Raw genomic sequence first — 21,935 nt, forward strand, 5'->3', positions numbered from 1 at the left:
TCGTAAACATAGACTCTTCAGAAAAAATTATTTATGTCATATTTCTTAGTTTCCTATAATTTTCCATTGAGAAAATCTTGTGTATTTTAACGTGAAGGACACTCTAAAAGGTGATCGTTTGTCATGCTTGTTGCTTGCATAAAGGCGTAAATAATGGTTGGACCGAGAAACTTGAAACCCTTTTTCTTGAGATCTTTACAGATTTTCTGACTCAATTCTGTTTGAGAAGGGACATCATTAATGGTCATAAAATTGGTTTGTAAAGGTTTATAATCAACATAAGACCATAAAAAATCATTGAAGCTACCGTGTTCCTTTTGAACTTTTTTGACGCACTTTGCGTTGTTAATCGCAGCTTTAATTTTTAGCTTATTTCTTACAATTCCAGCATTTTTGGATAATTCTTCAATTTTATCATCGGTATAATCAGCAACTTCATCTATTTCAAAGTCGTTAAATGCTTGTCGAAAATTTTCTCTTTTTTTGAGAATAGTCAACCAACTTAAACCTGCTTGAAAACTTTCTAATACAAGAAATTCAAATAACTTCTGATCATCATGTAGTGGCTTACCCCACTCATTATCGTGGTAATCTTCATAAAGTTGACTTTCTAAACACCAGTCACATTTTTTCTTTTTCATTCTATAAATTTATAAAAAAAGCGGCTGAACACTAAGTCCAGCCGCTTATAAATCTAGTTTAAAAAACTAATTCAAATATTTATTGCATCGTATCCCAGAATAAAGCAGTTTGTTGCTCATCTCCTCCAATTGCACTTGAAGCAGCATTATAATTACTTTCATTCAGGTTTTGCTCGCTCACAGGATATGTATATCTCAACGGAACTGGGTTGTTTGTGTCTTCTGGCAAGTTAAATGTAGGTGCATCAAACTTTCTCCATACAGCCCATCCTTGGAAAGGATTATCAAACATTGCAATCCAGAATTGCTCTCCAATGCTTTCTCTCCAGTTTGTTGCGTCATAAGCAACATCTGGTTGCGCTATATAAGCTGAAATATCAGCAGCATTCGTAATTCCAGCATAATTCATAGAAGCAGTGATTCCATCTTCATAATGAACATCAGCTGTTGATGGTGTTGCATAAGTTCTTGCTGCAGCTTCAGCTAATAAAAATGAAACCTCAGCATAATCCATATAGATACCTGGATGTGTAGGGTCTTTAAAAGCGTCACCAATGTGCGTGTAATTAGCATATGTGTTAGAACCACCATAAGTCCCACCATCAAATACACCAGCACCTAAGTTATCATCAAAGTAATAAGAACGACGTGGATCATCTAAGTCATTCATAATATCTACAATTGTGTTTGCAGAAACATAATCAGAACGACCTGACTGAACTAAATCTTCCCACAATGGGTTTGTGTTCGGAGGTGAACTCTGATATTGAATCACAGCATTATCAGCATTACTTGCCATTACGCCTGCACTAGAACTGATTGCATCTTCAGCAGCAGTCTGCGCCATAGATTGCATACCAGAAACGTCAGCAACTCTTAAAGCTAATCTTAATTGTAATGAATTAGCAAACTTCTCCCATTTTGCCATGTCTCCCATGTAAATCACATCTGGACCTGAAAAACCTTGACCTGCTTGAAGCATAGTTCTTGCCGCTTGGATTCTTGTCAATAAATCTTCATAGATACCAGAAGCATCATCATAAACTGGGTTTGTGATTTCTTGAGCTCTCAATGCTTCAGTGTAAGGGACATCTCCGAAAGTATCCACAAGCATTTGCCATGCATAAACTTGAATGACTTCTATTTGCCCTAATCTCGCATCTTTTTCTGCTTGCGTTAAATTTTCTTTTTCTTCGATATATGATTTTGCATCATCTAAATCCAACAACACATCACGGTATGTTTCAGACCATTGTGTTTGAGGAACGTTTCTTGAAACCAACTTATAGTTTGGCTCATCTAAATATTCCGTAGATGTTAAATACTGAGAAACAAATCTGTAAATATTCGTATTAACATTTGGACTCGCTAACAAATCCCCTAAACTTACAACAGCACTTGTGAAGAGAAAATCTTCACTCACCGTTGTAGGGTTTTTAGGATCTTCATTTAATCTTTCATACTTGTCGTCATCAGCACAGCCGATGAATAAAGAGACAACTATGAATGTTATTATATATTTTTTCATCCTATTATTTTTTAAAATTTAAGTTTAACATTCACACCATATTCTCTAGCAGAAGGGTAAGCACCTGATTGGTAACCTTGGATGTTACCTGAACTTAAACCTGCTTCTGGGTCAGAGTAAGGCATATTTTTATCAATAATCCATAAGTTACGACCAATTAAAGATAATGAAGCTCCAGTAAATGGTAGCTTTTCTACTAACTTATCGTCTAAACTGTAAGTTAAACTCATCTCTCTTAATTTGATAAAAGATGCATCATAAACATGACCTCTGTTAGCATCATTAGAGTAACCATAAGGACTGTCTGATGTTGAGCCAGCAGGGATTCTCACTGTATTTTGGTTTCCACTTGCATCAACACCTGGTAGAATAACTCCACCGCCATCAGCAATTGGCGCACGCATTTCGTTGCCTAAATCATTAAGACCTGCAGTCACATCATACAAACCAGTTGCCATACCATACCATGTATCAAGAGAGAAAATATCTCCACCTTCCTGAATATCAATCAAGAAACTAAATGATAAGTTTTTATATTTGAACGTGTTTGTAATACCAGCATTCCAGTCAGGCTGAATATTACCAATAATTTCATTATTATTTGATGTTACTTCGTAGTATCCATCAGCACCAACAATTTTGTTACCCTGATTATCGTAAACATAGTCAGTACCTCTGATAGCTCCATAAGGCTGACCAGGCGCTGCGTTTATTGAAACACCTCCTTGGAAACTTGCCAATTGAAGGTTGTTAATACCATCTCTTAAACTGATCACTTCATTTTCATTTTTAGACCAGTTCACATTCATATTCCAGCTAAAATCTTCAGTTCTCACTGGCACTAAACCAACTAAAACTTCAACACCTTTGTTTTCTATCTCACCAGCATTCAATAATTTTCTTGAATAACCTGTTGCAGTAGAAATTGGCACTGGCGTAATTTGATCTTCTGTACGTGTACGGTAGTAAGAAATATCAAAGTTTACACGATCATCGATAAAGCTAGACTCTAAACCTACCTCGTAAGAAGTTGATGTTTCAGATTTAAGATTCAAGTTGTTTAAAGTACTACTTAAACTTGCAGAGCCTTGACCATTAAATGGCGTACTCACCACATAAGTATTAAAGACCTCATATGGATTTGTTGCACTACCAACTTGTGCAAAGTTAGCTCGTAACTTCGCAAAACCTAACCAGTCTTCATTAATAATATTTGATAATAAAATACTTGTTGATACTGAAGGATAATAATAAGTATTGTCAGAACTTGGTAAAGTCGAAGAGCGATCACGACGGATTGTTGCTTCTAAATAATATGTGCTTAAATAGCCAAGACTTGCTCTTGCAAAAATACCATCAACCATTTCGTCTGCCTCATACTCTAAAGGTGGATTAATTGGATCTTTACTGTTACTTAGAGCATAAAAACCAGGCGCATTTAAACCACCATTAGTTGCAGCTCTGATAAAGGTTTGTTCATTTCTTCTTAAGTTAAAACCGATGTTACCATCAAGATTTAAATCAGAAGTCAAGTCTTTATTAAAGTTAAGAATCAAATCATAGTTATACTCCGCAACACGATTATCAAATCTAGAATAACTAGATACCGCCGCAGAACCTACATTGATTCGCTCTTCTTGCAACTCACTATAAGTATCAAAAGTAAAACGCCCTAAAACACTAAAGACATCACTAATTTTGTAATTCAAATTAACATTACCGTAGTATCTGTTTCTCGTATCCGTTTGATAATTTTCATATCTTACCCAGTAAGGGTTGTCAGTATAAATAGGCGTTCTATTAAAAGCACTATTCGGGTTCCAAGTGATGTTTTTGCGAGTGCTGAAATATGCATCTCTTTGATCATAAAGATCAACATTCATTTGATGCCACTGTCTGAAAGTCTGCATTAAGTTCTGACCATCATAACCCGTACCGAAACGACCTTTACCATCAGTTTTAATAAAAGTTACATTTGCAGCAGCTGTCAGACGATCAGTTAAATCATGAGATCCTGAGAATTTAATATTATCTCTCTTGATTCTACTGTTCGGTAAAGTTCCTTTTTGATTTAAATTTGTGTAAGAAATTCTAAAATTCCCATCTTCATTACCTCCATCCAAAGCAACTGAGTTGATTGTTGTGTGGCCAGTCTCCCAAATATCATTAGGTGTATGCTTAGCCGCAGTCCAAGGTGTTGCTTGTAAATACGTATCTAATTCAGGATAAATAGAATTCCATTGGTAAATCATTCTATTTGGATCAAATCTAGCACCATAAGAAGCATCTGCTGTAAACACTGTTGTTTCTTCGTCGATACCATCACCATCTAAGTCAGTTAACCAAAAACCATCTCCTGTATCATAAGTTGGTGCATAACCAGCTCCATACTTTTTTTGATATTTAGGCAAGGTCTCTTTGTTAACATCAGCAAAAGTGACAGATGAACGAATGCTTACGCCCATTCCTTTGTTTCGTGCTCCTTTTTTTGTTTCAATAACAATCGCACCGTTGGCAGCTCTTTCACCATAAAGTGCAGTTGCCGCAGCACCTCTTAAAATATTGATTGACTCAATATTGTCTGGGTTAATATCAGAAGCAGCATTACCGTAGTCATAACCACCACGACCTGTTTGTTGGTCTCCAGTGTTTGAGTTCTGGTTAATGATCGGCGTACCATCAACAACAAATAAAGCTTGGTTGTTACCTGTTAATGAAGCATTACCTCTAATCACAACGTTGGTAGAACCACCCATTGTACCTGAAGATTTAACCTTTAATCCTGCCACTTTACCTGAAAGTGCATTTGTAAAGTTTTGTGTTGCCACATCAGAAACCTCTTCACCACCAACTTCTTGTGTTGCGTAACCAAGTGATTTCTTTTCTCGTTTGATACCGAGAGCAGTAACAACTACTTCATCTAGTTTGTTTGCGTCGCTTTCTAAAACGACTTCAATTTCGGCATCACCTGAAACTCCAATCTCTTGAGTTTTCATGCCTAGATAAGAAAAAACAAGTGTTTCACCTGTTTCTGCTTGAATGGTAAACTGACCATCGAAGTCAGTCTGAGTACCATTTGACGTTCCTTTTACCAAAATATTTACACCTGGTAAAGGAATCCCGTCTGCATCTTTAACAGCACCTGTCACCGTCACTTGTTGTGCAAACATTCCTGCACTTAACAAGGTGAACAATAACAAGACTGTGTTTTTGACTTTGTTCATGAGTAAGGTTTTTTAAGTTATAGAACGAATATATAAATTATATGTTAAAAACAAAGCCTAAAATCCATATTAGGTTAATTGTTTAACTTTTTAACATTTATTATGTTAATAAATAACACGCTTATTGCAGCATAGGCAAGCTTACCCAATGATGTTATCAAAATCATCTTTTTTAATTTTAATCAATTGAGACTCATTCAATGTATGTTTAAGACATCATTGAACATCATTCTCAAAAACATAGGTATATTGTACTAAAAACTCTTAAAAACAAAAAAGCAAGCTATTTACATAGCTTGCTTTAACAAAAAGAAACTTTCGTTTATTTATTCTCTGATCAACTTAAATGTCTTAGTTGCATTGTTAATTTTTACCTTCATCAAGTAAATACCTGACTGAAGTTTTTGTAAATTAATTTTTGCATTAATACTTTCAACATTTTCCGACATTAGAACTTGACCTCTCAAATTATAGATATCTATCTGATCAATTACTTGACCTGCTTTTAAAACTAACTCGTTTTTCACAGGGTTAGGATAATAAGAAAAATTATCGAAACCTACAGATTCTAAACCTAAAGTCGTTGTTGTGAAAGCCGCAGGCCCAAACCAACTGCTTTCATCGCTTGGTCCGCAAAGCGCACGAACATAAACATCATAATCTGTCGCTGCAGTTAAACCTGTTAGTGTCTCACCTAATGTTCCATCATTATCAATGATAGACGTTCCATCTACAAGAGGATCAAATCCTGCCTCTCCGTAAAGAATTTCCCATTCAGTTGCTGTTCCGTTTTCTAACCAAGCAACATCAGCAGAGGTGTCATCTATATTTGTAAACATCACATCGGTTGGAGCTGCACAAACTGTATTTGTTCCAAACGCAAAGTCGTCAGCATATAATTCAAATTCATCAGTACCAGTCGCTCTAATCGCAACATAAACAGTTTGACCTGCATAAGCCGATAAATCGAACTCGTATTGCGTCCAAGTATCTGGAGCATCCATTTCAGCTTGAAGAACTTCATCAAAAGATGTGTCCGACATATTATCAGTTGTAGATAAAACAACTTCAAAAGGTTCTAAAAGACTAGAAGCTCTTGATCTTAAAGAAAAAGAAACCATATCTGTAGTTCCTGCAATAACTTCAGTTGCTGGCATAATTAAGTAATCATCATGAGCAGAAGAATTATATCTAATTTTCATCACATTATCTCCGCTTTGAGCGCCACCATCTGGACTTGATTCAAACACCCACTCATTCGCTCCACCTTGATTAATAACTGACCAACAAGCTGGTAAACTTGATACAGATTCAAAATCTTCAGTATAAGCTGTATTTATGATATCACAAGCTGTTGAAAAAGTCTCCACAGCCGTCCAATCACTCATATCTGTTGCAGAACACATTGCTCTAACATAGACATCATAAGTAGTACCTAAAGTTAAACCTGATAAAGTTTCACCTAAAGTTCCATCATTATCTGCAACTGAAGTTCCATCAACTAATGGATCAAAGCCTGTTTCACCATAAAGAATCTCCCATTCGGTTTCTGATCCAAAAGATGTCCATGAAACATCAGCAGAAGTCTGTGTGATATTACTAAACACAACATCAGCAGGAGCAGGACAAGTAATTTCTTCTATACTTAATTCATATTGCACACTTTGTGGCGTAGCCCATGTTGAAATAACAATATAATAGGTTTGTCCACCTGTCAAATATACACCCTCTAAATTTCTATCAATTGAGTTAGAATTTCCTTCAAAAGCCACACAATTTGGGCTATCATCTAAACAAGCATCTAAAACATGAATTGCAGAGTAATCGACGGAAACATTATAAAAACTAATATTGACAGCCATATTATTTGCCGGTGTAAAAGCATAAATTGCCTCATCACCACTTAAATAAAGAGAACTACATGGACTATCAACATTATCATAATTATCACCATAATTAGCAGTATCATCAGATGTAGTGTAAGGTAAACCAGTAATTGCTATAGGATTTGCACAAGACTCACCCGGATTAGATACAGTCGACATATATGACCCAAATGGAACTGTATCACTCAATGGTGTTGAAGAGTTGCACAAACCTAAACCATCAAGCGCATCTTGCGTTCCAAAAGTCCAGTTAGCAGGATCAAAAGCACCTGCATTAGCTGTTGCTCCATCGTTACGATAATAATAAGTATCGACATGCTCCCAAGCAGTTCCCGTTCCATCTACGTTTTCTTCTCCAAATCTATCCACGACAACATCACCAGCATCAGTAATTTGAAAAGCATCATCTCCATTACTGCTAATAACCGAATTCTCAATTACGTTGTGTGTTGTGGAGTTAATCGTAAATTCAACATCCAAAGTTGCTTCATCGTTTGTAACATAAGCAAATTCATCTGTTAAGCTTCCTAATGAAGTTAAATCAACATTTGTTGTAAAACCACCTCCATTAGATTGTCTTGCAAGATTCCAGTCTGTAAAATCAACCGTTCCGTTAACGTAAATTTCTATTGTTCTTCCATCTGCACCAGGGCAAGGAGAATCAACATAACCTGTAATGATGGCATCTTGTGCATACCCGAAAGCAAACATCATAAATGACATCATTAAAAATGTAATTTTTTTCATATTGTTATGATTTTTAAGTTAATGAATTGTAAAACTAAGCAAAAAACAACTAATAAAAACTTAAAAACGTTAAATTTTTAAATCCTAAATCATTTATGGCCTTAAATAGTATTGATTTAAAAATTTAAATTACGCATATTGATAAGATTCGGTATAAGCCAATTGGCTTATACTTGAGTGGTTAGCGTATAACAAAAATTTCATGAAGGTTTTCAAATTCCTAAAGATGATTTAAATCAGCCTTTTAGTGATTTTTGAGTTGTAACTTTGTTGAAATTATATTCAAAATTAATTATGGATTCATATAAAATCGTCAAAAAACACCTTGATCAATCAATGAGCTACAATGACTACAAAGCTCTTGTAAACGAATTGTTAGAAAAAGGTCAAGCTACAGGAAATACTCAAGATGAAACTTATTTAGAATTTTCGAAACTCGGCGTTCAAAGAATGAAACGCTGGGAGAAAACAGTCAAGATTAATGATGAACAAAAGGAAAGAATCATTAACATTTCTAAACCTCAAACATGGCTAGTTATTGCTGAAGGCTGGTGTGGTGATGCAGCGACAGCACTTCCTGTAATGGAAAAAATAAGCTCCCTTAACTCTTTGATCACATTAAAAGTCATTTTAAGGGATGAATACCAAGATTTAATCAATGCTTTCTTGACTAACGGCGGGCAATCTATCCCTAAACTCATTGCTATTGATTCTTCAGAGGAAAAGATTCTTTACACATGGGGACCTCGTTCTGCAGCAGCAACGAAACTTGTTGAAGAAGAAAAGGCCAAAAATGACGGCAAATTTACAGCCGACTCCAAAACTGTTTTACAACAATGGTATAATAAGGACAAAGGACAAAATATAATTGAAGACCTTATCAAACTTTTAGAAGAGAATAATAAAGCTTAATTAGGCTTTCATCATATCTTCAAAACCTTCAATGCTTAACGCATTTGAAATTTTATAGTCGCCTATTTGAGTTCTTTTTAAAGCACTTAAGTAGGCGCCTGATTTGACAGCCATTCCATAATCATGAGCTAAACTTCTGATATATGTTCCTTTACTACAAGTGACTTTAAATTCAAACTTTGGCAAATCAAATTTTGTTAGCTGAAAGTCATCTATTAGAACTTGGCGTTTCGGAATCTCAACCTCCTCTCCTTTTCTCGCATACTCATACAGTTTTTTTCCATCTTTCTTTAAGGCAGAAAAAATTGGTGGCTGTTGCATAATTTCTCCCAAAAATTCTTGACGGACTTCTTCTAATAAATCTGAAGTGATATGTTTAGTTTCAAAAGTCTGATCGATTTCTGTCTCCATATCGTACGACGGACGTGTCGCACCTAGTGTTATTTCACCTATGTAAACTTTAGTTTGCCCCATCAAGCTTTCGATTTGCTTTGTGTATTTGCCAGTGCACAAAATCACCAAACCTGTTGCTAAAGGATCTAAAGTTCCTGCATGTCCAACTTTTATTTTCTTAATGCCAAACTTCCTTTTAATCAACCATCTCACTTTATTGACTACCTGAAATGAAGTCCACCCTAAAGGCTTATCAAAGCAGATTAATTGTCCTTCTTTAAAATCTTCTAAAGTTAAGTCACGCATCATACTTGAGTTAAAATAATTGCAATCACACCAACAACAAAACAGTAAATTGAGAAATATTTAAGCTTGCTTTTTTTAACAAGACTAATCATCCATGTACAAGCGAATAAGCCTGTGAGGAATGCAGCCAGAAATCCTACACTCAAACTCATAAAATCTACCTGACTTTGAAAAACATTTCCATCAAGTAAATCCTTGGCTATTTTTCCAAAAATTAAAGGCACAACCATTAAAAAAGAAAAACGCGCTGCTTGTGTTTTATCATTTCCTAACAAAACTGATGTTGCAATTGTAGAGCCGCTTCTCGAAATTCCTGGCAAAATTGCTATCGCCTGTGCAACACCAATCACGAAAGCATTTCCATAACTTACTTTTTTAGGTGTGCTTTTCGCTTTATCGGTTAGCCATAATAAAAGCGCTGTTACAATTAACATAAAACCAACTAGCACAATATTATCACCAAACAAGACTTCCATTTGGCTTTCAAAAAAATAACCCACTAAAGCTGCAGGAATCATCGAAATGATAATTTTTAAAGAAAAACGAGAAGATTCATTCCATTGAAACTGAAACAAACCTTTGATGATTTCTAAAATATCTTTTCTGAAAATAACAACGGTGCTCAATGCTGTTGCAAAGTGCAGTACAACTGTAAAAAGCATAGATTCTTTTGGCAAACTATGGTCACCTAAAAGCGCTTTCCCAAGCTCTAAATGTCCGCTTGACGAAACTGGCAGGAACTCAGTTAAACCCTGAATAACCCCTAAAATACTAGCATCTAAAATATCCATTAATCACCTGAAGGCTTAAGTAGTATGGCGTAAACCTCAATTGCGAAACCAATCAGAATAAGAGTCGGAGCTAAACGAATACGTTGCCAATTATAAATTTCAGGATTAAAAACTTCAGGATCATCACTTCCACCGCCAGCCATCAGGATAAAACCTAAAGCGATCACGGCCAAGCCAATCAACATAAACTTGTAGTTCTTTTTTTCAAAAACAAAGTTTTTATCAATTTCGCTTTCCTGTCTACGTTTTTTCTCTCCCATAATATTGAGATTTTTGAATTTAGATTGAATTAGTAGTAAAGTTCGTCAGTTTTTAAATTAAGAAAACGCTGTGTTGCAAAAAAGGTACTCAACCAAGTGATCAAAATACCAAGCAATAATATTGCTGCGAACAAAGCTAATAAAATAAGTCTGTCTGAGAGGAAATTCAGTTCAGGAAAACTTTCATTTAAATAATATAAAACAGCAGCCATCCCTGCTAGGGACAAAAATGAACCTATCAAACCTAACTTGATGCTCTTCCATATGAAAGGGCGACGAATAAATGATTTAGTCGCACCAACCATTTGCATAGTTTTGATTGTAAATCGTTTTGAATACACCGATAATCTTATCGAACTATTGATGAGTAAAACCGCAATAAATGTAAAGACAACGCTGATAATGATAATCCACAAACTTAATTTCTTGATATTATCATTCAATAAAGCAATCAAAGGCTTATCGTAAACAATCTCGTCAACAAATTTATTTTCGTTGATATCTCTTGTAATTTCAGCTAGCTTAACTTCAGAAACATAATCTGCATTAAAATAAATATCAATAGAATTCTGAAGCGGATTATACCCTAAAAACTCCATGAAATCTTCACCGATTTCTTCACTATATTTTTTGGCAGCATCTTCTTTAGAAACAAAATTCACAGATTTAGTATACTCCGCCAAAGCAAGAGATTTCTGTAATTGATCAATCTCCACTTCTTTTGCCGTATCATCTAAATATATAGTGAGCGCAATTTGCTCTTTGAAATGATCAGCAACTTTTTTAGTATTTAAAACTAAAATACCTAATAAACCTACTAAAAAAAGAACCAACGCAATACTGATCACAACAGAAAAGTATGAGGTGATTAAGCGTCTTTTTTGGTATTTTTCAAATGATGATGCCACAAATTTAATTTTCGTAAAAATATAAAACTCTCTACATCTAACGCCTCTTCCTGTTAAATATTTTCTTTAATACCTTATAGCATAAAATAAAACAGCTTCAAAAGAGATTTTCACTTTATGAAGCTGCTTAAAAGATGGTAATCTTAAAAATAATTAAGATAAAGTTTTTATTAAAAATTATCTGTCAATATGTTGATGATATCAATAATAGCCCAAATACCTAAACCTCCTAAAGTTACAATAAAGAGAATATTCACCCAAACAGGTTTTCCAGCGTACCAACGGTGCGCTGCAAAAGGCCATAAAATAAACCAAAGCGCTGCAGCAACCCATTTATCATAGCCAGAAGCAACTATTGGTGTTAAAGCCTCTTCCTTTTTAACAGTTTCAGAAACTTCTGCAACTGAAAAATCTTTGTAATTATCAGTGTCAAGATTTTCATGAACAACGAGATCATTACTCATTTTCTCTCTATTCACTGGAAAAGAAGCAAACATCAAAGATGAGGTGAAAATAAAAACAAGTAATAATAAATTTTTCATAATTTTGAAATTTTAAGTTAGGCTCACAATATATAAATTTTATGTTAAAAATACTTTTTACGATAATTTTTTCTTCACTTTTTTTTGTCTCAAATAGTCAAAACATTAAAGAATTCGAGTTTATTGGTTCCCTTAAATTAGAGGACAATAGCACCATTTCTTACAAACTAAAATTTACTGATATTGGCAAAGGCATGATTGAAGGTAAATCGATCACAGATTTTTCTGGTGATCATAGAACAACCTCAGAAATCAAAGGACGAATTGATTATGAAAATGACAGAATATCTTACGCAGAAGTGAAAAATCTATCAACAAAATCAGATTATGATGAAGAAAATTTTTGCTATATCCACTTGACAAATGCAGATTTTAATCTCAAAAACAGAAAAAGCTCAATTAAAGGAAGCTTTCAAGGCAAATTTCCTGATGGAGAAAATTGCGTGGAAGGCGAACTTATTCTTGTTGGTTCTGAATTTTTCTATAAACGCATGGAAAAACTTAATAGAAAGATTAGTCGTGTTAAAAAGATCGATAGCGTCACAAAAGCGAATTTAAAAACGTCAACTTTCAAAAAGAAGCTTGCTAAAAATCTATTAGAAAACGAAGATGTTATCTCTTTATATATTGACGATTCAAGCGAAGTTTTTTTGGAATTGTGGGATGAAGAGCTTGAAGATGGCGATAAAATTGATCTTTTCATCAACCAAAAAATAGTTTTAGAAAATTTTGAAATCAAAAATCAAAAGAAAATTATCAAAATACCATTTAGTAATTCTGATGTTAGCGTGACAGTTATTGCCAACAATATCGGTCAAAAAGCGCCAAACACCGTCAGTTTAATTTTACGCGATAAAAACAATTCGCATAAAATCAGAACCAAGCTTCAACAAGACGAACAAGCCTACATTATGCTTAAAAGCAATCAGTAAACTTTTAACTCTCAAGTTTCACACCTTTTTAGCACATAAATAGTATTTTTGCCAAAATTGAATTTTAGCAAAAAATCATGGCATATAATTTTAAAGAAATCGAAGCCAAATGGCAGAAAAAATGGGCAGATAACAAAACTTTCGCTGCTCAGCAACCTCAAGATTTTAAAGAGAAAGCAAAACCGCCTTACTACGTTCTCGATATGTTCCCTTACCCATCAGGCGCAGGCTTGCACGTTGGTCATCCGTTAGGTTATATCGCAAGTGATATTTTTGCGCGTTACAAACGTCATCAAGGTTTTAATGTTTTGCATCCGCAAGGTTATGATTCTTTTGGTTTGCCTGCTGAGCAATATGCCATACAAACAGGCCAACACCCTGCAAAAACAACAGAAGATAATATCAAACGCTACCGTGAACAGCTCGACAGAATTGGTTTTTCTTTTGATTGGGATCGTGAAGTCAGAACAAGCTCACCTGAATATTATAAATGGACACAATGGATTTTTAGCGAATTGTTCAATTCATATTATTGTCATAAAGCTGACCAAGCCAAACCTATTGATGAAATCATCAAGATTTTTTCTAAAGAAGGAAATATCAATATCAATGTTGCCTGTGATGAAAATGTTGAAAACTTTTCTGCTGATGAGTGGAATGCTTTTTCAAATGAGAAAAAAGAAGAAATTTTACTTGACTATCGTTTAACATATCTTGCCGAAACTGAAGTCAATTGGTGTCCTGCTCTTGGTACTGTTTTAGCAAACGACGAAATCATCAACGGCGTTTCAGAGCGTGGTTCGCATCCAGTTGTTCGTAAAAAAATGAAACAATGGAGCATGCGTATTTCAGCTTATGCAGAGCGTTTACTTCAAGGTTTAAATAAGCTTGACTGGACAGATAGCCTGAAAGAATCTCAACGCAACTGGATTGGAAAATCGATTGGTGCGCAAGTTTTTTTCAACTTAAAAGATCAAGACCAAAAAATTGAAGTTTTTACAACGCGACCTGATACAATTTTCGGCGCTTCATTTTTAACGCTTGCGCCTGAGCATGATTTGGTTCAAAAAATCACAACTCCTGAGCAAAAAGAAGCTGTTGATAATTATATCACTCAAACTTCAAAACGCAGCGAACGTGAACGTATGGCCGACGTTAAAACAATTACAGGTGTTTTCACAGGATCTTACGCTGAACATCCACTTACAAATGAACCAATCCCGATCTGGATAGGCGATTATGTTTTAGCAGGTTACGGCACTGGCGCTGTGATGGCAGTTCCATCTGGTGATCAGCGTGACCATGATTTTGCAAGACATTTCGATTTACCGATTCCAAATGTTTTTAAAAACATTGATATTTCTGAAAAAGCACATACAGAACAAGACAATACAGTGATTGCAAATTCTGAATTTCTAAATGATTTAGAACCTCAAAAAGCCATCAGAAAAGCAATTGAAGCTTTAGAGAATAAAAAATCAGGTTATGCAAAAATCAATTATCGTTTGCGTGATGCTGTTTTTTCTAGACAAAGATACTGGGGCGAACCCTTCCCAGTTTATTACGTCAATGGATTACCAAAAATCATCGAGACAAAATATTTACCTCTTGAGCTTCCTGAGGTTGAAAAGTATTTACCAACTGAAGATGGCGCACCTCCTTTAGGTCGCGCTAACAAATGGGCTTGGAATACAACAACAAATGAGGTTGTTCATAATTCAGAAATCGACCACAAAACAGTTTTCCCACTAGAGCTTAACACAATGCCTGGTTGGGCTGGCAGCTCGTGGTATTTATTCAGATACATGGAAACCGAAAATCGTGACAAGTGTTTTGCTTCTGAAGAAGCTCTCGATTATTGGGAAAATGTTGATTTATATATCGGCGGAAGCGAACATGCAACTGGCCATTTACTCTATTCACGATTTTGGACAAAATTTCTGAAAGATAGAGGATTCATAAAAGTTGATGAACCTTTTAAAAAACTGATTAACCAAGGCATGATTTTAGGTGAAAGTGCTTTTGTGCATAGAATTGATGCCAACACTTACATTTCTTCAGATTTAAAAACTGAAAAAGAAGCACTGAAAATTCACGTTGATGTTTCTTTTGTCAACACGTCAAATGAATTAGATATTGAAGCTTTTAAAAAGTGGAGACCTGAGTTTGAAAATGCAGAATTCATCAAAAATGATGATGGGAAAGTTTTGGTTTCTCGAGAAGTTGAAAAAATGTCGAAATCAAAATTTAATGTCGTCAATCCTGATGATGTTTGTGATGAATATGGCGCTGACAGCCTGCGTTTATTCGAGATGTTTTTAGGCCCGATTGATCAATCAAAACCTTGGAATACTGCAGGACTTTCTGGTGTTTCTAGTTTTATGAAGAAGCTATGGAAACTTTATCATAAAGGCGATGATTTTGAAGTGAGCGAAAATCCAGCTTCTAAAGAAGCTTTAAAAGCCTTGCATCAAACCATAAAAAAACTGACAGAAGACATCGAAAACTTCAGCTTTAACACAAGTGTTTCTAGTTTTATGATTTGCGTGAATACTTTACTTTCTGAAAAGTGTAATTCACGTGAAGTTCTCGAACCTTTAGCGATTTTAATTTCGCCTTTTGCGCCGCACATTGCTGAAGAATTATGGGAGAAACTCGGACATACTGAAAGTATTTCACAAGCAAAATTCCCTGTTTTTGAAGAGAAGTTTTTAGTAGAAGACACAAAAACTTATCCGATTTCTTTCAATGGAAAAATGCGTTTTAAACTAGATTTATCTCTAGACCTTAGCAAAGATGAAATTGAAAAAATTGTGATGGCCGATGAAAGAACCCAGAAACAACTTGATGGCAGAACACCTAAAAAAGTGATTATTGTACCAGGCAAAATTGTCAATATTGTCGGTTAATTTATCTATTTTCATAAATAAAAGTAAACTTTGTCAGTTGATTAGACTTTGGTGCTAAATTTGACCTATTATTTTTTGATTTTTAAAGACGATAAAAAATGAGTTATTATATTTTAATCGGAGGAATTCTTTTAGTGAGTTGGCTTGTGAGTAACAAGCTTAAATCTAAATTTAAGAAATACTCCAAAGTTCATTTACAAAATGGCATGAGCGGAGCAGAGATTGCTCGCCAAATGCTTGCCGATCACCATATCACAGATGTTGAAGTGATTTCGACACCTGGCCGATTAACCGATCATTACCACCCAACAAAGAAAACAGTAAACCTCAGCGAAAGCGTTTATAACCAACGAAATGCTGCTGCGGCTGCAGTTGCTGCTCACGAAGTTGGCCACGCTGTACAACACGCTAAAGCCTATAAATGGTTAGAGATGAGAAGTCAACTTGTGCCAATTGTAAGTGTGGCTTCACAGTTTTCGCAATGGGTTATTTTCGGAGGCTTAATTTTAATGGGGATGGTTTCTGTTGGCGTTGGTCAAGCTGTCCTTTTAGCCGGAATTATCATGTTCGGGATGGGAACGCTTTTTAGTTTTATCACTTTACCAGTTGAATATGATGCAAGTAACAGAGCTTTGGCTTGGTTGAAAGATAGAAATATTGTGACTGCTGAAGAATATAAAGGCTCTGAAGATGCGCTCAAATGGGCTGCCAGAACTTATGTTGTTGCTGCAATTGGTTCATTAGCTACACTGCTCTATTTCTTAAGTATTTACTTAGGAAGAGATTAAAATCTAAATATTTTTTAATTTAAAATCGGTTGTTTTTATGAAGATAACCGATTTTTTTATGCTTAGGCTTATCTTAATTCAAGATGTTTTTTCTTTAAAATCACTAACTTAGCGAGATGCAAAAAATTCTGATCATCCTCTGTTTTCTGTGCTTGGGCATTTCAGAAGCCCAAAACAAAAGTTTAGCTGAAAATTATGCTGAACAAGGCGAGTATGCAAAAGCTTTAGTGATTTACAAAGAGCTTTATCAGCAAAACCCAAACTCTCAAACATTTTTAGTTGATCTGGTCGATACGTATAAAAACCTTGACAGTATACATCAAGCTGAAGATGTGCTAGTTGAGTTCTTAAAAAGACCTGGCGATTATCCGCATATTGAAGTTGAATTAGGTTACTTATACCAGCAAGATCAACAATTAAAAAAAGCTGAAAGCCTTTACAATTCAGCTATTAGCAAAGTTGAAATCAGACCTGTTTACGCTTATGCAATCGGTAAAGCTTTTCAGAAGTATGGTTTACTTAGTTACGCGCAGCAAACTTATGAGAAAGCGCAAGAACTCAGGCCAAGCACAAATTTCTTGATCCAGCTAGCGCAGATTTACGGTGAGCAATCTAAATTTGATCAAATGTTTGAAATGTATGTTGATCTTATTGAAAAAAATGAACGTTACTTCAAAATGCTAAATCAGATTTTTAATGAATTTATTACTGAAGATCCTCAAAATGAAGCAAATTTAGCGCTTAAAAAGACACTTCTCAAACGCAATCAAGAAGAACCGAAGTTGATTTATAACGAAACTTTAAGTTGGTTATTTACACAACAAAAAGATTATAACATGGCTTTTATTCAAGAAAAAGCCATTTATGCCAGAAGTGAAGAAAAGAACGCAAAACGCCTATTTGATTTGGCTAAAATCGTTTTTGAAGAAGAAGATTTTTCTTTAGCTGAAAAAATATTTTTAGAAGTCCAAGACAAAACAAATTATCAAAGTTTGTTTTACGAATCAGCACAACACTTATTACTGATTTTAGAAAAAAGAGAAGACATCAAAAAAATTGAAGTCGAAGAAGCCTACCAAACATTTTTTGATAATGAAGATGTTAACGAATATACTTCACCTATTCTATTGAATTGGGCAAGATTTAAAGCTTTTCAAAACAATGATAAAACCGCTGCACTTCAGCTTTTAGATGATGCAGCAGATGCTGAAATCAGGAAAACACAAGAAGCCGAACTCAAAACATTAAAAGCTGATATTTTGCTTAAAGACGAGCAATTTAACCAAGCATTATTACTTTACGCTCAAGTTGAACGTTTAGTGCCTAACTCTGATTTGTCACGCGAATCAAAATTTAAAACAGCACAAGCCAGTTATTTTAAAGGAGACTTCAAATGGGCTTTATCTCAACTTGATGTCTTAAAAAACTCAGTATCAGAACTCATTGCTAATGATGCGATGGAATTGGCATTACATATCAAAGACAATGCATATCAAGATAGCACACAAACCGATTTAAAAAAAGTTGCAAAAGCTGATTTTCTGAAATTTCAAAATAAAAATACTGAGGCAATTCAGGTTTTAGAGCAGGTTCTAGAAGATTATAAAACAGAGGAAATTATCGACAAAACGCTTTATCGCTTAGCGCAAATACACAACGAAAATCAAGATTTAGAACAAGCCTCAACTTATTATCAAAAATTAATAGATGATCACCCTGAAAGTATTTTAGCGGATAATGCCAACTTTGAGCTTGGACTGATTTATATGAACAAATTAAATCAACCCAAAAAAGCACAAACTTATTTTGAATCTATCATCTTTAATTATTCAGATAGTATTTTCTTTGTAGCCGCAAGACGCTATTTTAGAGAATTAAGAGGAGACAAAATAAAAGAAAATGCTGATATATAATATGACAATGAATGTAGATGAAAGCATTCACTTAAAATGGAAGCAGTGGTTAGACGAGAGTTATATACCAAGTATGCTCAATACTAAAAAATTCTCAAAAGCCCTTATCACTCAAGTGATGGTGAATGAAGAAATGGGTGGAATCACTTATTCTATTCAATTTACAGCGCCTACAGAAAGTCATTTAGAAGCTTTTCAGCAAGTACACAAACCAAAAGTTGAATCAAAATTTCAACAATTTAAAGGCAAAGTTGTTTTCTTCAGCTCTGTTTTAAAAGTTGTTTCAGAACATTAATAATTATGCAGGTTAGAGCAAAAAAACATTTAGGACAACATTTTTTAAAAGATGAAAATATCGCCAAAAAAATTGCTGATACTTTGAGTCTTGATCACTGCGATACAATTATCGAAATTGGTCCAGGAATGGGCGTGCTAACGAAATATTTACTTGACAAACCTGCTAAACTTATCGCGATGGATATCGATAAAGAATCCATCGAATACCTCAACACAAGTTTTCGTGCACAGTTTACTAAAAACGAAACCCTCAAAAATTTTGAAGTGGTTGAAGCCGACTTTTTAAAAGAAGATGTGCTCAAAATTGTAGATCAACAACAATTTGCTGTGATCGGAAATTTCCCTTATAACATCTCAACGCAAATCGTTTTTAAAACTCTTGAAAACAGAGCTTATGTTCCTGAGTTTGCTGGTATGTTTCAGAAAGAGGTTGCCAAGCGAATTTGCGCAGATCCTGGTAGTAAAGTTTATGGCATTACTTCCGTTTTAACACAAGCATTTTATAAAGCTGAATATCTTTTTACCGTTAAACCAGAAGTTTTCAATCCGCCTCCAAAAGTAGAAAGTGGTGTTTTAAGATTAACACGACGTGAGAATTTCAGTCTGGATTGTGATGAAAAACTATTTTTTAAAGTTGTTAAAACGGCCTTTAATCAACGCCGGAAAACAATTCGAAACAGTTTGAAAAGCCTGAATCTTTCAAAAGATCTCACAACTGATGAGATTTTCTCAAAAAGACCTGAACAACTCAGCGTTTCAGAATTTATAGTATTAACTCAAAAAATTGATGCCGATGCGGTTTAGAATCAGTAAGAATTTCATTGAGAAAATAGAACGATTAATTGAAGAAAAAAATGATCGTGAATTATTAACGCATCTTGAGGAACTTCACCACGCTGATATTGCCGAAATTTTAGACGAGTTACAACTCGACGAAGCAACCTATATCATCAAACTATTAGACAGTGATAAAACTGCTGAAGTTTTGATGGAAATTACTGAAGACGATAGAGAGAAAATACTTCAAAACCTAGATGCACAAGAGATTGCAGACGAAGTTGAAGAAATGGATACCGATGATGCTGCCGATATTATCGGAGAACTCAGTATCGATTTAAGAAAAGAGGTCATTGGTAAAATGTCTGATCGCGAACATGCTGAAGACATTATCGAGCTTTTAAATTATCCTGAAGATTCCGCAGGTGGTTTAATGGCAAAAGAACTCATACGTGTTAATGAAAACTGGAGTGTAACAGGCTGCATGGAGGAAATGCGAGCTCAAGGCGAAAATGTCACACGTGTGCATTCCATTTATGTCGTAGATAATAAAGATAGACTTAAAGGCCGTTTATCACTTAAAGACTTGATTACCGCATCAAAAGATGCTCAGATTGTTGACATCTATATCACAAAAGTTGATTATGTGAATGTCCATACAAAAGGAGAAGAAGTGGCTAGAATAATGCAGAAGTATGACCTTGAAGCGATTCCTGTAGTTGATGAACTCAACAGATTGGTCGGAAGGATTACGATTGATGATATTGTTGATTTTATTCGTGAAGAAGCCGATCGTGATTACCAAATGGCAGCTGGTATTTCTGATGATGTTGAAGCAGATGCAAGTATGCTCGACATGATTAAAGCGCGTTTGCCATGGTTAATCTTGGCGCTTTTAGGTGGTTTTGTAGCCGTACATGTTGCTGGAACTTTTGAAAGTGCGATGACTAAATTTGGTGTATTATTTTTCTTTACGCCTCTCATCGCAGCGATGGCTGGAAACGTTGGTGTGCAATCTTCAGCGATTATGGTGCAAGGTATTGCTAATAATACATTAAAAGGTTCTCTATTTAAAAGAGTTCTTAAAGAAATGGGATTAAGCATCTTAAATGGACTTGCATTAGCTCTCATTTTACTAATCGGAACTCACTTTTTACTCGGACATCCTTACAGCATTGGGATCACGGTTTCTGTATCACTCATTTCTGTAATGATCATCGCTTCAATTATTGGCACTTTTGTACCCATTACTTTACACAAATACGGCATAGATCCTGCGTTAGCAACAGGCCCATTTATCACAACAAGTAATGATATTTGTGGTATATTGATCTACTTTACAATTGCCAAATTGATTTTAGGTTTTTAAATTCTTAATCCAAAAAAGCTTGATTTTTTCTTAAAATATGATCAGCTATTGCACTTTATGTCAATTCAATTAAAAGGCTTTTTTTACATTTGTTTCCACAAATAAGATAATGAATAAAAAGCTGCATTTACAAGAATTAGGTCTAAGAGATTATAAAGAAACTTGGGACTTACAAGAAGACTTATTCCAAGAAATCCTTGATACAAAAATTAAAAACAGACGTGAAGAAACTTCAATAAATACACAAAATCACTTTTTATTTGTTGAGCATCCACACGTTTACACCTTAGGTAAAAATGGTGACATCAAGAATTTGCTGCTTTCTGAAGATCAGCTTAAAGAAAAAAATGCTAGTTTCTACCCGATCAATCGTGGTGGCGACATTACTTATCACGGTCCAGGACAAATTATTGGTTATCCTATTTTAGATCTCGAAAACTTTTTTACTGATATCCATCGTTATCTTAGAACTTTAGAAGAAGTCATTATTTTGACACTTAAAGATTATGGTTTAAAGCCAGAAAGAAGCGAAGGCGAAACTGGCGTTTGGCTTGATGTCGGCACTCCTTTTGCTAGAAAAATTTGTGCGATGGGCGTCAGAGCTTCTCGCTGGGTGACCATGCATGGTTTTGCACTCAATGTCAATACAGATTTAGGCTACTTTGATCATATCGTTCCTTGCGGCATTAAAGACAAGGCTGTGACTTCGTTACAGGTCGAACTTGGTCATAAGGTTAACGAAAATGAACTTAAAACTAAAATCAAAGCTAACTTTGAGAAGCTTTTTGAAGCTAAATTCGTTTAAAAACTCT

The 21,935-nt window shown here is 34.9% G+C and carries 18 protein-coding genes; 9 read left to right on the forward strand and 9 right to left on the reverse strand.

The window, feature by feature from the left end:
- Positions 1–86: 86 nt before the first annotated feature.
- The 4 genes from BLV84_RS10105 to BLV84_RS10120 form a co-directional block, all read right to left on the reverse strand.
- Positions 87–641, reverse strand: coding sequence for a DNA-3-methyladenine glycosylase I (locus tag BLV84_RS10105; RefSeq protein WP_093244560.1), 555 nt, complete (start codon positions 639–641; stop codon positions 87–89).
- Between the two features lie 79 nt (positions 642–720).
- The gene (locus BLV84_RS10110; RefSeq protein WP_093244561.1) at positions 721–2,169 is read right to left on the reverse strand and encodes a SusD/RagB family nutrient-binding outer membrane lipoprotein; all 1,449 of its coding nucleotides are present in this window, start codon (positions 2,167–2,169) and stop codon (positions 721–723) included.
- An 11-nt stretch (positions 2,170–2,180) separates the two neighbouring features.
- Positions 2,181–5,393 carry a SusC/RagA family TonB-linked outer membrane protein gene (locus BLV84_RS10115; protein ID WP_093244562.1) on the reverse strand — a complete coding sequence of 1,071 codons (3,213 nt, stop codon included), beginning with the start codon at positions 5,391–5,393 and terminating at the stop codon, positions 2,181–2,183.
- Between the two features lie 326 nt (positions 5,394–5,719).
- The gene (locus BLV84_RS10120) at positions 5,720–8,026 is read right to left on the reverse strand and encodes a T9SS-dependent choice-of-anchor J family protein (RefSeq protein WP_093244563.1); all 2,307 of its coding nucleotides are present in this window, start codon (positions 8,024–8,026) and stop codon (positions 5,720–5,722) included.
- Positions 8,027–8,320: 294 nt separating this feature from the next.
- Between BLV84_RS10120 and BLV84_RS10125 the strand changes: the two genes are divergently transcribed.
- A complete protein-coding gene (locus BLV84_RS10125; protein ID WP_093244566.1) occupies positions 8,321–8,938 on the forward strand; it encodes a thioredoxin family protein in 618 nt (205 codons plus the stop codon).
- On the opposite strand, the gene truB is transcribed toward BLV84_RS10125, so the two are convergent.
- The 5 genes from truB to BLV84_RS10150 all read right to left on the reverse strand — a co-directional run bounded on the left by truB (position 8,939) and on the right by BLV84_RS10150 (position 12,138).
- Positions 8,939–9,637 (reverse strand): tRNA pseudouridine(55) synthase TruB, encoded by a 699-nt coding sequence (gene truB / locus BLV84_RS10130; RefSeq protein ID WP_093244713.1) that lies wholly within the window; start codon positions 9,635–9,637, stop codon positions 8,939–8,941.
- Entirely contained in the window at positions 9,637–10,428 is a 792-nt protein-coding gene (locus BLV84_RS10135; protein WP_093244569.1) for an undecaprenyl-diphosphate phosphatase, read from the reverse strand. Before BLV84_RS10135 ends, truB begins: the two co-directional genes overlap by 1 nt.
- Entirely contained in the window at positions 10,428–10,688 is a 261-nt protein-coding gene (locus tag BLV84_RS10140; RefSeq protein WP_093244573.1) for a DUF3098 domain-containing protein, read from the reverse strand. The genes BLV84_RS10135 and BLV84_RS10140 overlap by 1 nt, the downstream gene beginning before the upstream one ends.
- Positions 10,689–10,717: 29 nt before the next feature.
- Complete coding sequence (locus BLV84_RS10145) at positions 10,718–11,596, reverse strand: cell division protein FtsX (protein WP_093244576.1); 879 nt, start codon at positions 11,594–11,596, stop codon at positions 10,718–10,720.
- Between the two features lie 170 nt (positions 11,597–11,766).
- The gene (locus tag BLV84_RS10150) at positions 11,767–12,138 is read right to left on the reverse strand and encodes a TM2 domain-containing protein (protein WP_234953134.1); all 372 of its coding nucleotides are present in this window, start codon (positions 12,136–12,138) and stop codon (positions 11,767–11,769) included.
- Positions 12,139–12,179: 41 nt separating this feature from the next.
- Between BLV84_RS10150 and BLV84_RS10155 the strand changes: the two genes are divergently transcribed.
- The 8 genes from BLV84_RS10155 (at position 12,180) to lipB (ending at position 21,928) form a co-directional block, all read left to right on the forward strand.
- Positions 12,180–13,070, forward strand: coding sequence for a hypothetical protein (locus tag BLV84_RS10155; RefSeq protein WP_093244579.1), 891 nt, complete (start codon positions 12,180–12,182; stop codon positions 13,068–13,070).
- Between the two features lie 77 nt (positions 13,071–13,147).
- Positions 13,148–15,979, forward strand: coding sequence for a leucine--tRNA ligase (gene leuS, locus BLV84_RS10160; RefSeq protein ID WP_093244582.1), 2,832 nt, complete (start codon positions 13,148–13,150; stop codon positions 15,977–15,979).
- A gap of 98 nt (positions 15,980–16,077) precedes the next feature.
- Positions 16,078–16,767 (forward strand): zinc metallopeptidase, encoded by a 690-nt coding sequence (locus BLV84_RS10165; RefSeq protein ID WP_093244585.1) that lies wholly within the window; start codon positions 16,078–16,080, stop codon positions 16,765–16,767.
- A 116-nt stretch (positions 16,768–16,883) separates the two neighbouring features.
- Entirely contained in the window at positions 16,884–18,680 is a 1,797-nt protein-coding gene (locus BLV84_RS10170) for a tetratricopeptide repeat protein (RefSeq protein WP_093244588.1), read from the forward strand.
- Positions 18,667–18,975, forward strand: coding sequence for a DUF4286 family protein (locus tag BLV84_RS10175; protein WP_093244591.1), 309 nt, complete (start codon positions 18,667–18,669; stop codon positions 18,973–18,975). The genes BLV84_RS10170 and BLV84_RS10175 overlap by 14 nt, the downstream gene beginning before the upstream one ends.
- A gap of 5 nt (positions 18,976–18,980) precedes the next feature.
- On the forward strand, positions 18,981–19,781 hold the full coding sequence (rsmA, locus tag BLV84_RS10180) for a 16S rRNA (adenine(1518)-N(6)/adenine(1519)-N(6))-dimethyltransferase RsmA (protein WP_093244594.1): 801 nt from the start codon (positions 18,981–18,983) through the stop codon (positions 19,779–19,781).
- On the forward strand, positions 19,771–21,123 hold the full coding sequence (gene mgtE / locus BLV84_RS10185) for a magnesium transporter (protein ID WP_093244597.1): 1,353 nt from the start codon (positions 19,771–19,773) through the stop codon (positions 21,121–21,123). The genes rsmA and mgtE overlap by 11 nt, the downstream gene beginning before the upstream one ends.
- Positions 21,124–21,232: 109 nt before the next feature.
- Entirely contained in the window at positions 21,233–21,928 is a 696-nt protein-coding gene (lipB, locus tag BLV84_RS10190) for a lipoyl(octanoyl) transferase LipB (protein ID WP_093244600.1), read from the forward strand.
- Positions 21,929–21,935: the final 7 nt, after the last annotated feature.

It is taken from the genome of Psychroflexus halocasei, from assembly GCF_900107595.1.
Taxonomy (GTDB): Bacteria; Bacteroidota; Bacteroidia; order Flavobacteriales; family Flavobacteriaceae; genus Psychroflexus; species Psychroflexus halocasei.